10 protein-coding genes are annotated in these 12,383 nt (G+C 58.1%); all 10 read left to right on the forward strand.

Features of this window, described 5'->3' with window-relative positions; all coding sequences use genetic code 11:
* The first annotated feature begins 37 nt into the window (after window positions 1–37).
* Window positions 38–1,372: a tRNA (N6-isopentenyl adenosine(37)-C2)-methylthiotransferase MiaB gene (gene miaB / locus OL236_RS04710; protein WP_265071521.1), complete on the forward strand. Its 1,335-nt coding sequence runs from the start codon at window positions 38–40 to the stop codon at window positions 1,370–1,372.
* 55 nt (window positions 1,373–1,427) lie between these two features.
* Window positions 1,428–4,013 carry a DNA mismatch repair protein MutS gene (mutS, locus tag OL236_RS04715; protein ID WP_265071522.1) on the forward strand — a complete coding sequence of 862 codons (2,586 nt, stop codon included), beginning with the start codon at window positions 1,428–1,430 and terminating at the stop codon, window positions 4,011–4,013.
* Complete coding sequence (gene mutL / locus OL236_RS04720; RefSeq protein ID WP_265071523.1) at window positions 4,010–5,932, forward strand: DNA mismatch repair endonuclease MutL; 1,923 nt, start codon at window positions 4,010–4,012, stop codon at window positions 5,930–5,932. The genes mutS and mutL overlap by 4 nt, the downstream gene beginning before the upstream one ends.
* Before the next feature lie 8 nt (window positions 5,933–5,940).
* Complete coding sequence (locus tag OL236_RS04725) at window positions 5,941–6,732, forward strand: class I SAM-dependent methyltransferase (RefSeq protein ID WP_006192415.1); 792 nt, start codon at window positions 5,941–5,943, stop codon at window positions 6,730–6,732.
* A gap of 120 nt (window positions 6,733–6,852) precedes the next feature.
* On the forward strand, window positions 6,853–7,665 hold the full coding sequence (locus OL236_RS04730; RefSeq protein ID WP_265071524.1) for an amidohydrolase family protein: 813 nt from the start codon (window positions 6,853–6,855) through the stop codon (window positions 7,663–7,665).
* A 50-nt stretch (window positions 7,666–7,715) separates the two neighbouring features.
* Window positions 7,716–8,183, forward strand: a complete 468-nt coding sequence (gene def / locus OL236_RS04735; RefSeq protein WP_006192413.1) for a peptide deformylase — start codon at window positions 7,716–7,718, stop codon at window positions 8,181–8,183.
* On the forward strand, window positions 8,180–9,121 hold the full coding sequence (fmt, locus tag OL236_RS04740) for a methionyl-tRNA formyltransferase (protein WP_265071525.1): 942 nt from the start codon (window positions 8,180–8,182) through the stop codon (window positions 9,119–9,121). Before def ends, fmt begins: the two co-directional genes overlap by 4 nt.
* 33 nt (window positions 9,122–9,154) lie before the next feature.
* Window positions 9,155–9,985, forward strand: a complete 831-nt coding sequence (locus OL236_RS04745) for a DUF116 domain-containing protein (protein ID WP_009645200.1) — start codon at window positions 9,155–9,157, stop codon at window positions 9,983–9,985.
* A gap of 9 nt (window positions 9,986–9,994) precedes the next feature.
* Entirely contained in the window at window positions 9,995–11,326 is a 1,332-nt protein-coding gene (rsmB, locus tag OL236_RS04750; protein WP_265071526.1) for a 16S rRNA (cytosine(967)-C(5))-methyltransferase RsmB, read from the forward strand.
* Window positions 11,327–11,330: 4 nt separating this feature from the next.
* The gene (gene rlmN, locus OL236_RS04755; RefSeq protein ID WP_265071527.1) at window positions 11,331–12,383 is read left to right on the forward strand and encodes a 23S rRNA (adenine(2503)-C(2))-methyltransferase RlmN; all 1,053 of its coding nucleotides are present in this window, start codon (window positions 11,331–11,333) and stop codon (window positions 12,381–12,383) included.

A 12,383-nucleotide genomic window follows, 5' to 3' on the forward strand; every position in this document is an offset into this window, starting at 1 on the left:
GCTTCCTTCAGTTTTGTAAGGAGTACGTCAATTTTTCATGGGAAATGGTATCTTGCAGAAGAAGAGGGCATTTATCGGCGTCTATGGCTGCCAGATGAATTTTTCCGATGCGGAGCGGATGGAAGGCCAGTTGGCGACGCTCGGCTACGAGCGCACGGAGGATATGGCGCGCGCCGATCTCATTCTTCTGAATACATGCTGTGTGCGGGAGACGGCGGAGGACAAGGTCTACGGGAAGATCGGCGAGATCAAGCATATCAAGCGCGCGAATCCCGCGCTCATCTTTGGTATCACGGGCTGCATGGCGCAGAAGGAAGGCGAAGCCTTGATTCGCCGTGCACCGCACATCGACTTCGTGCTTGGAACGAACAAGGTGCATGAGCTGAAGGCGACGGTTCGCCGGCTTGAATCCGCAAGGCGCGGTCCTGTCGTCGATGTGCTGTTGGGCGATGCGCCGCTGCCCGAGAACGTGCCGATCGAGCGCACGGGACGGCTTTCCGCCTGGGTGCCCATCATGTACGGCTGCAACAATTTCTGCACCTATTGCATCGTTCCCTATGTGCGCGGCCGCGAGCACAGCCGCCGTCCGGAAGACGTCGTGCGCGAGGTGGAAGAGGCGGCAGCGCAGGGCTTCAAGGAAATCACGCTCCTGGGACAGAATGTCAACTCCTACGGCAAGGATCACAAGATTGCGAGCTTTGCGGAACTTCTGCTCATGGTCGATGCGGTCAAGGGCGTCGAGCGCGTGCGCTACATGACCTCGCATCCCAAGGATCTCAGCGATGCTGTCATAGACGCAGTACGTCAGGGCAGGCACATCTGTCCGCATTTCCATCTGCCCGTGCAGCATGGTTCTGACCGAATCTTGCGGGCGATGAACCGCGTCTATCGAAAGGACGCCTATCGTTCCCTCGTCGAGCGGATTCGTGCGGCTGTTCCGGACGCAAGTCTCACGACGGATCTCATCGTCGGCTTTCCGGGAGAGACAGAGGAGGATTTTGGGGAACTGCTCGACTTCCTGCGGGAAATCCGCTACGACGCTGCCTACACGTTCCTTTACTCGAAGCGCTCGGGCACCCCGGCTGCGACGATGGAGGCGCAGGTGGAAGATTCCGTCAAGAAGGAACGTCTGCACCGCCTCATGGAGGTGCAGAATGAAATCAGTTTGGAAAAGAATGCGGCGCTCAAAGGAACGGTGCAGGAGGTTCTGGCGGAAGGTCCGAGCCGTACCGATGAGGATGTGTGGACGGGCAGGACGGGGACGAACAAGATCGTCCTGTGGCGAAAAAAGGGTCAGGAAACCGAGGGCGACATCGTGCGCGTGCGCATCACGCAGCCGCAGACATGGGTGCTCAAGGGTGAATTGCAGTAGGGCGGGGGCGGCATAGGCTGCCCTTTTCTTGTTCGAGAGCGCTTTAGGAGGCTTTATGGAACTCACACCGATGATGCAGCAGTATCTGGAAACGAAGAACCGGCATCCCGACGAGATACTGTTCTTTCGCCTCGGCGATTTTTATGAGATGTTCTTCGATGACGCCAAGCTCGTTTCTCGGGAACTTGGACTGACTTTGACGAGCCGCAGCGGCAACAAGGAGAAGACGCCGATGTGCGGCGTTCCGTACCATGCCGCCGAGAGCTACATTGCGAAGCTCATCAACAAGGGCTACAAGGTCGCCATCGCCGAGCAGATCGGAGACCCGAAGGCGAAGGGGCTTACGAAGCGCGAGGTCATAAAGATTGTCACGCCCGGCACAGTGCTCGCGGAATCCTCGCTGCACGATGCGCAGAACAACTATATAGCTCTGATTTTTGAGGAAGAGGAAGCGCTCGCACTCGCCGCCGCCGATGTTTCGACGGGCGAGTGCTTCTACGGCGTTTATGAGGGAAAGGCTGCGCGGCAGATGCTCTTCGATGAGCTTTATCGCCTGATGATGCCGGAACTCATCCTGATGGGCGAGGTTGCTTTTCGCGATGAACTCGACGAATTCCTCGCGCTTCGGATGCCGAAGTGCGCCCTGACGCATCGAAAGGCTGTATTTCCCGATTGGAAGCTGCGTCTGACACAGCACTTTGACAAGGATTCCCTGCCGCGGCGTGAATTTGCACAAAAGGCGGTCGCTGTCCTGCTTGACTATCTGCATGAGACGGTCAAGACAGATCTTTCGCATATCAACCGCCTGATCTACCTCGATGCGAGCGCAAACCTCGTCCTCGACACATATACTTTGCGCAACTTGGAGATCATCCGCAATCTGCGTGACGGCGGCAAGAAGGATACCTTGCTCGACGTCCTCGACTTCACGAAAACGGCGATGGGAAGCCGCCTTCTGCGCAAGTGGCTCGAATATCCGCTGCTTTCCCGCGAAAAGATCGAGCGGCGCTTGGACGGCGTGGCGGAGTTTGCCGCAGACTTTTCCCTGCGCGAGGATGTGCAGGCGCATTGTCGGGAAATTTTTGACTTCGAGCGCCTTTTGACGCGCATCGAAGTGGGCACGGCGAATGCGCGAGATCTCGTCGCGCTGAAGCTGTCGCTCGGGGCATTGCCTCCTTTGAAGGCGCGGCTTGCCGCAGTCTCTGCGCCGCTCTTGCGCGAAGCAGAGGGCGGCGTCGCGCTCTTTGAAGAAATCGTATCGCTCTTGGAGCGTGCGATCGTGGAAGAGCCGGGCATTTCCCTCAGAGAAGGCGGCATCATCAAAGAAAACTATGATGCGGAACTCGACGAGTATCGCCATATCTCGCATGACAGCAAGAAGATGCTGCAGCAGATGGAGGAGCGTGAAAAAGAACTCACAGGAATCAAAACCCTGAAGATCGGTTACAACAAGGTCTTCGGCTACTATATCGAGGTGCGCCGCAGCGGCGCCGATCTCGTGCCCGAGCGCTATATAAGAAAGCAGACATTGGCGAATGCCGAACGCTACATCACGGAGGAACTCAAGGAGTTTGAAACGAAGATTCTCGGCGCACAGGAAAAGATCGTCCAGATCGAATACCGCCTTTTCACGGAGATCCGCGAGACGATCAAGGCGGATCTGAGCCGCATCCAGCAGACGGCGCAGCACATCGCCGTCCTCGATGTGCTCGCAAGTCTCGCCGAAGCTGCGAACAACTATAACTATGTGCGTCCCAAACTCGCAGCAAATGGGGAAATCTCCATCCGCGACGGCAGGCATCCGCTCGTGGAGCGCATTCTCACGAATGACCTCTTCGTGCCGAATGATACCGAGCTAAACCATCAAGAATGCGAGATCATGCTCATCACAGGGCCGAATATGGCGGGAAAGTCGACCTACATGCGCCAGGTCGCCCTTTTGACGCTCATGGCGCAGAGCGGCAGCTTCGTGCCGGCGAAGGAGATGACATTTTCTCCCGTCGACCGCATCTTCACGCGCATCGGGGCGAGCGATGACCTTGTCAGCGGGCAGAGCACCTTTATGGTCGAGATGAACGAGGTCGCGCAGATCTTGAAGTACGCGACGAAGGACAGCCTCGTCATTCTGGATGAGATCGGCAGGGGGACGAGCACCTTTGACGGCATGAGCATCGCGCGCGCTGTCGTCGAATACATGCGCAGCAAGATTCATGCCAAGACGCTGTTTGCCACGCATTACCATGAACTGACGGATATGGAAGACGAACGCATAAAGAACTATTGCATCGCGGTCAAGGAGCGCGGCGCGAAGGTCGCTTTCCTGCGCCGCATCATCCGTGGCAGCGCGGACAAGTCGTACGGCATCCATGTGGCGCGTCTGGCGGGTCTGCCGAAGAGCGTCACGCAGAGGGCGCAGGAAATCCTCGATGAAATCGAGCAATGCGCGGGCATCGCCGTTTCCTCGAAAGCGCCTGAGCAAACGGCGCCGCAGGAAGAAGCCGCCTTGATGGGTTCGCTCTTCGCTCCGTCCCTGCGTGATACCATTCTGTCGCTCGATGTCATGGCCATGACGCCGTTGGAAGCTTTGAATGAACTGTACCGTCTGCAGCAGCAGGTGAAGGGAGAGGAGGGAAAGCGATGAGCCGGATTCATGTGCTCGACGACAATACGATCAACAAGATTGCGGCGGGTGAGGTCGTGGAGCGCCCTGCCTCCGTCGTCAAAGAACTTGTAGAAAATTCGATCGATGCGGGAGCGACGAAGATCGAAGTGGAAATCATGGCGGGCGGCACGAGCCTCATGCGCGTGACGGACAACGGCTGCGGTATGAGCCTAGAAGATGCAAAACTTGCCATCGAGCGTCATGCGACAAGCAAGATTCAGGAGGTCGGCGATCTCTATTCCTTGAGGACGCTCGGCTTTCGCGGCGAGGCTTTGCCGACGATAGCCGCCGTCTCCCGCTTCCGTATGCGCACGCGAAAAGAGGGCGAAGAACTCGGTACCCAAGTGAGCATCATCGGCGGCGTCACGCACGACATCGGCGAGACGGGCTGCAGTCTGGGCACGACGATCCAGGTCGAAGACTTATTCTTCAATACGCCCGCTCGCAAGAAGTTCCTCAAGACGACGCATACGGAAGGCGGGCGCATCAGCGACTTTATGACGAAGCTCGCGCTTTCTCGCCCCGATATAGCATTTCGTCTCATCAGCAACAATAAGACGACAGCGATGACGCCGGGAAACGGTTCGCTCTTTGATGCCATTCGCAGCATTTACGGCTCACAGGCCGCCGACGCACTTCTGGCGCTTTCCTTCGAGGATGAGGACGTCAAGATCACGGGCTACATCACGAAGCCTTCGATGCTCAAGAGCAGCCGCGCTTGGCAGACCTTCATCGTGAACGGCCGCATCATATCGAACAAGGCGATTGCCAAGGCGATCGACAACGCCTATCACTCGCTCCTGCCGAAATCGGGCTTTCCCATGGTCGTCCTGAACCTCGCTGTGCCGCAGCGCTCCGTCGATGTCAATGTCCATCCGCAGAAGAGCGAGATGAAGTTCGAGGACGAGGGGCGCATCTTCAAGGCGGTCTACAAGGCGGTGGTCGACGCCATACGTCCCGTCGGGCAGACGCTTGAGGACGTGGCGGCTTCCGTGCAGAATGTCGAGCGCCGCTATGCCATGGAGCCGATGCAGTTTGTCGCAGCCGCTCAGGCATCGGAGGAGGAACATTTCGCTGGGAATGGTTCGGCCAAGACCTCTTTTGGTATCAGATATACGGAGAATCCTTACCAAGCAGCACCCGCGCAGGCGGCGATGAGTTTCGCTGAAGCGCAGAGTGTCCTCAAGGGCGAAGGTGCGGCATACAGTGCACACGACGGTGTCCCCGCTGACGGAGGACTCGTACACGAGGCGCGGGATGCGGCATATAAGCCGCAGGGAAGAGCCGCAGAGATGCCGTTTGCCGATGTGTCGGAAACCGGTCTTTACCATGCGGGCATCACGCCGATCGGGCAGGTCGATCTCTGCTACATCATCGCGAAGGACAAGGACGGCCTCTACATCGTCGATCAACATGCGGCGCACGAACGCATCCTTTATGACAAGTTTTCCGCCATGGCGGAGCGCATCCCGTCACAGCAGCTTCTCGTGCATCCGATCTTGTCGTTCGATGCGAGGGAAGCCGCGCTCGTATCGGAGAATCAGGAGCTGTTCCGCCGTCTGGGCTTTGACATGGAGGCCTGCGGCGAGCGCGATTTCCGCTTGAAGGAAGTCCCTGCGGACGTTCCCGTATCCGAAGCGGAGGATATGGTTCGCGAAATCCTCGCGAGACTCTATGACATGCACGAGACGACGGCGCAGGAAATCCGCCATGCGTGTCTCGCCACAATGGCGTGCCGCGCAGCCATCAAATCGGGCGACGAGCTGAATTTTCGCCAGATGCAGATCGTCTTGGAGGAGCTTTCGCAGACGGCGCGTCCCTATACATGCCCGCATGGGCGCCCGACCATCTTGAAGTTCAGCAGTGAAGAATTGGCGAAGATGTTCAAACGGACGTGAGGTGCAGGATGGAAGAAAAGAACTTGGCGATTGTCACGACGGGCTACAAAAGCCGCCCGGCGGACTGCCTGCTCGCCCAAGAGACTGCAGAGCGGCTGGGAATCCCCTTCGTCAAGCGCAGGCATATATCGTATGAGGACTTGCGAGTGCAGTACGGAGCGCTCTTCGTGCTCGTGGTGAAGAAGGGCGGTCTGCGTCTGGAAACGTCCGACGGCGAATTGTTTTTTCATCCCAATATGGCGCATGTGCGTGTCAGGGAACTGGGGCGCGGGCAAAAGGATCATATGGTGGAAGCGATGGGAATCGGCGAGGGGGATACGGTGCTTGACTGCACGCTCGGTCTCGGAGCCGATTCCATCACGGCGAGCTTCATCGCAGGGGAGCGCGGCAAGGTGACGGCGCTTGAGAAAAGCCCGTTGATTTATGAGATTGTGCGCCATGGACTCGCGCACTTCTCGGCAGGAAATTACGATCTGCACGCCGCCATGCGTCGAGTTGAGGTACGGCGGGCAGATTATGAGGATTTTCTGCGAACGCTTCCCGATGATTCCTATGATGTCGTCTACTTCGACCCGATGTTCCGGCATCCTCTGAAGGACAGCGTGCAGCTCGCGCCGCTGCGCCTTCTGGCGGAATCCGCGCCCGTCTCCCTTTCCGCCGTAGCCGAAGCGTGCCGCGTGGCGAGACGGCGCGTCGTGCTGAAGGAAAACAGCCGCAGTCTGGAATTCGCACGCCTGGGCTTTTCCCATATTGCAGGGGGAAAATACAGTCCCGTTCACTACGGCGTGCTCGATGTGTAGCGAAGAGTTTATCCATGCTGTCGTAACTTCCGTTTCTTTTCTTCTCACGCGTCTTGTGCTATGATAGGAAGGAGCTTTCGGCAGAATGAAAGGCTCTCGCTATGCGAAAGGATATACTTTATGAAAATCATAGATGCGCACCTGCACTTTTGCAAGGAAGATTACTTTGATGAGATCGCCCTTGCTGCAGGGCATGAAAATACAGCAGAGCATCTGGAGGACGCCTATCAGCGTCTCGGCGTCGTGCATGGCGTCGTCATGGGGAACAAGAGCCTTGAGCCAAAGGAGCATGACTACCCGGCTTTTCTCAGCTATTGCATCGGTCTTGACACCTTGGGAGAGGAGCGCTCGCCAGAGAAGCAGATTGCGCTCGTCGAGGAAAACCTCAAGCGCAGGCAATGCGTCGGCATCAAGCTCTATCCGGGCTATCGCCATTTCTACGTTTACGAAGAAGCTCTCGCACCGTTTTATGCGCTGGCAGAAAAGTACGACAAACCCGTCGCCATCCATACGGGTCTGACAGCTTCCACGGACTGCCTTTTAAAATACAGTCATCCGCTCGTGCTCGATGAGGCTGCCGTGCGCTGGCCGCGCGTGCAGTTCATCATGTGCCACTTTGGCAACCCGTGGCTCTTGGACGCCGTGGGCGTCGTGGAGAAGAACCCCAACGTCGCGGTGGACTTTTCGGGACTTTTGGAGGGAAAGATCGTTGACGCCGAGCGATTTTATCGAAAGAAGCAAGGGTATATGCGCATGCTGACGGATTGGTTGGAATACCTCGACTGCTATGACCGCATCATGTTCGGTACGGACTGGCCCTTGGCGAATTTGGAGGATTACATACGATTCATGAAAGAGATCGTTCCCGAGGAAGAGTGGGAAAAGGTATTCTTTTCCGCTGCAAATCGCATCTATGGGCTGGGTCTGTCGTGAGGTGCGAGGGTCGGTATTTTCAGAATCATAGCTTTTGGAGGAAATGAGGCATGTCGTTGTTGGAAATAAAGAAGGCGGGAGCGCCTGTCTTGAAGGAAATCTGCGCTCCCGTGGAACGTGTCGATGCAAGGCTCAGGAAACTGCTCGATGACATGGCGGAAACGATGTATGAGGCAAACGGCATCGGCATCGCCGCGCCGCAGGTGGGTGAGGCTCTGCGCATGGTTGTCATCGATATAGGCGATGGAATCATCGAGCTCGTCAATCCGAAGATCACGTTTCGTGAGGGAAGCGAAACGGATTCGGAAGGCTGCCTGAGCGTGCCCGGAATTTTCGGCGAGGTCGAGCGCGCGGCGAAGGTCAAGGTCGAGTTTCTTGACCGGCGCGGCAAGCGCAAGCATATTACGGCGAAGGGGCTTTTGGCGCGCTGCATCCAGCATGAACTTGACCATCTGGAAGGCGTGCTCTTCATCGACGTGGCGCAGAGCCTGCGCAAGGAAGAGGAGCAAAAGTCATGAAGCGCTTTCGTGTGATTTTCATGGGAACTCCCGATTTCGCCGTGCCGTGTCTCGCGCGTCTCGTGGAGATTTCCGATGTCGTTGCCGTCGTGACGCAGCCGGACAGACCCAAGGGGCGCGGGCAGAAGCTTCTGCCGACGCCCGTCAAGGTGTTCGCTCAGGAACATGGTATCGCGGTCTATCAGCCGGTGCGCGTCAAAGCGCCGGATTTCGTCGACGTCCTGCGCGGACTCGCGCCTGATCTCATCGTCGTCGTCGCCTTCGGGCAGATCTTGTCAAAGGAGATTCTTTCGCTGCCTCCCTTGGGCTGCATCAACGTCCACGCTTCGCTCCTGCCGCGCTATCGCGGTGCGGCGCCGATGCAGTGGGCGATCGTGCGCGGAGAGAAGGAGACGGGCGTCACGACGATGTTCATGGACGAAGGTCTTGATACGGGCGATATGCTCTTGCGGGAAACGCTGCCGATCACGCAGGCGATGACGGCTGCCGAACTGCACGATGCGATGATGAAGCTCGGTGCGGATGTCTTGGAAAAGACACTTTTTTCCTTGTCGGAGGGAACACTCAAGCGCACGCCGCAGGATGATGCGCTTTCCACTTATGCGCCGCTTCTCGACAAGGAGGTGGGGCGCATCGACTGGAAGAAATCGGCGCAGGAGATTCATGATCTCGTGCGTGGCCTGAACTCGTGGCCGGGCGCCTACACGATGCTGGCGGGGCAGAAGTTCAAAATCTGGCGCACGCGCCTTGCCGAAGGCACGGCAGAACCCGGCGAAATCGTTTCCGTGACGAAGCAGGGACTTCTCGTCGGCACGGGCGAGGGGATGCTGGAAATACTGGAAGTGCAGGCGCCGAGCAAGAAGAAGATGACGGCGGGCGACTATGTGCGCGGCCACGGGCTTCAGCTGCCCGCACGCTTCGATTTCGATGCAGAATGACGCATTTTGCGTTGAGGAAAGGAGGGAATCGTTTTGACATCTGTGATACCGGGGCTTGAGCGCCCGCACAAGAGACTCTTCATGGCGCTTCTGTCACTGAGCTTCCTCTGCATGACGTTTCTCGCCTATGCCGTCTGGCGTGTGAGCTACCTCGGTCTGCTCGAAATCAATGCCTATCTGCCGCTCGTGCTCGGCATCTTCTTCGCGAGCGTCGTATTTCTCACGGGTTTCGGCATCTTGAGCATGGTCGGAGCGATTCTCGGACTGCCGTTTCTGCATATTTTTCAGAAGCAGTCGTACACGCTGATCAATCTGCTCTTTCCCGTAGCTATCATGATCGGCAAGGTGTTCGGCTTCAACCGGCGACGCATCGAACGCTCCTTCATCGAGGTCAGCAACCAGATCATCCACCATCGCGGCATCAAGGTGCATGCGAACGAGCTTCTCGTTGTCACGCCGCATTGTCTGCAGCTTGCGACGTGCCCGCACAAGATTACGCGCGACCCGCACAACTGCAAGCGCTGCGGCGGCTGCGACGTCGGTGCTCTCGTGAATCTTGCCGATGAGATGGGCTTCCATTTCTTCATCGTGACGGGAGGCACGCTCGCGCGCCAGACGGTCAAGAAGATTCGCCCGAAGGCGGTCATGGCGATTGCCTGCGAACGCGATTTGACGAGCGGCATACAGGACGTTTACCCTCTTCCGGCCGTCGGCGTTCTGAACATACGGCCGAACGGCCCGTGCTTCAATACGCACGTCGATATTGAGAAGGTGCGTGAGGAAATCAAGAAATTCTTGATTGACGACGATGCGGCGAAGAAGGAGAAGAATGTGCCCGAAGACGAAGGTGACGGGCAAAAATGAGGAGGATCTATGGACAAGGCGCGGGAGACGGCGCTCAAGGCGCTTCATGAAGTGAATGAAAAGGGCGCTTATGCCAATGTGGCATTGGCGCGGTCTTTGCGTGCCGCGAAACTCTCCGAAGTGGATCGCCGATTTGCAACGGAACTGGTCTACGGCGCGGCGAAGGCGGGCGGCACGCTCGATTGGATTCTGCGGCGCTACTTGAACCGTCCGCTTTCCAAGATCCCGCCCATGGTGCGGGATATTTTGCGTTTGGGCGTATACCAGCTTTTCTTCCTTGCGCGCGTGCCTGCCTCCGCCGCCTGCAATACGGCGGTGGAGATGACGAAGCGCTGCAGCCATGCGGGCACGGTGAAGTTTGTCAACGCCGTTCTGCGCACGGCGGCTCGTGAACCGGAAAAAGCCACATTCCCGACGGGCAAGGCGCATGAAGCGGAAAATCTTGCCCTGTCCCTGCAGCATCCCGAGTGGCTCGTGCGGCGTTGGATCGGGCAGTTCGGCTATGAAGAGGCAAGGGCGCTCTGCGAATTTGACAATGCGCAGGCGACGCTTTCCCTGCGTACGAACACCTTGAAGATTACGCGGGACAAGCTCCTCGAACGCCTCTCGCAAGAGGGCGTGGAGGCGGAGCCTTCCGCTTGGACGCCCGAAGGAATCCTCTGCCTTCGCCACGGCTCTCTCGACGCTCTGGAATCCTTGCAGCAGGGGCTTTTTCAGGTGCAGGACGAAAGTTCGATGCTCGTGGCGCATGTCCTCGCGCCCGAGCTAGGTGAATTCGTGCTCGACGTCTGCAGTGCGCCGGGCGGCAAGACGACGCATATCGCCGCCTCTATGGGCGACCGTGGACGCATCGTCGCACTCGACGTGCATGAGCACAAGATGCGCCGCGTTGCGGAAAACTGCGAGCGGCTCGGCATTAAGTCGGTGGAGACTCTGCTCCTCGATGCGCGCGAGGCGGGGAGGCGCTTTCCGCGCCAGGCCGACCGCGTGCTCGTCGATGCGCCTTGCTCGGGACTCGGCGTCCTGCGGCGAAAGCCCGATGCGCGTTGGCGAAAGCGGCCGGACGACCTCGCCGCTCTCGCACGATTGCAGCGGGAAATTCTCAGCTCTGCTGCGGAAGCCGTGAAAAGCGGCGGCGTGCTCGTCTACAGCACATGCACGATCGAGCGCGAGGAAAATGAAGCCGTCGTGGAGGACTTCCTCGCGCGGCACGAAGAGTTCAGCTTGGAGAATGCAGGAGAACTCCTGCCGCTGAAAAAGCGCCCCGAGCGGATGCTGCAGCTTTATCCGCAGCGAGACGGCACGGACGGCTTCTTCATCGCCCGCATGAGAAGAAGGTGAATGCATGAAGAACATTTTCGGCATGACGCTCGAAGCGATGCAGGAGGATTTCGCTGCCCTGCGCTTGGAAAAATACCGCGCGAGGCAGGTGGCGGAATGGCTCTACAAGAAATGTGCGAAGCGTTTTTCCGACATGACGAATCTGCCGAAGTCCCTGCGCACGGAACTTGAGACGAGGTACACGATCGACACGCCTCTTTTGCGCGCGAGGCTCGATGCCGCCGACGGCAGGACGAGCAAGTTCCTGCTCGCCTTTTCCGACGGCGCGGCTGTGGAAGCCGTGCTCATGCGTCAACCTTACGGCAACAGTATATGCATATCGACGCAGGCGGGCTGCAATATGGGCTGCTCCTTCTGCGCATCGACCTTGCACGGATTGGCGCGTGATCTGACGGCGGGGGAAATGCTCGCCGAGGTTCTCTTCATCGAGGAAATGCTGAGATCGCAGGGCGGGAAGGTCGACACCATGGTCTTGATGGGATCGGGAGAGCCTTTGATGAACTATGAAAATGTCGTGGATTTCCTGCGCCTGCTGCATGAAGAATACGTGCTGAACATCAGCTATCGCAGCATCACGCTGTCCACTTCTGGCATCGTTCCCGCTATAGACCGTCTTGCCGAAGAGGGTATGCCTCTGACGCTTTCCATCTCGCTCCATGCGCCGCGTGAGGAACTTCGTTCCGAACTCATGCCGATCAATCGCAAGTATCCATTGTCGGACGTCGTCGCGGCAGGAAAACGCTATGCGGAAAAGACGGGGCGGCGCGTCACATACGAGTACATCCTCATCCGCGACGTGAACGACGGCGAGCGGGAGGCTCGGGAATTGGCCGAACTTCTCGAAGGACAGCTTGCAAGCGTCAACCTCATTCCCATCAATCCCGTGAAGGAGCGGGGCTTCGAGCGGCCATCCGAGGAGCGCACTGCAGCCTTCTGTCGTGCGCTCACGCGCCGTCACATCACGGCCACGGTACGTCGGGAGATGGGAGCTGACATACAGGCGGCCTGCGGACAACTGCGCAACCGACACATGTCCGAGAGTGAAGAGAAGCAATAG

The organism is Selenomonas sputigena (assembly GCF_026015965.1).
GTDB lineage: Bacteria > Bacillota > Negativicutes > Selenomonadales > Selenomonadaceae > Selenomonas.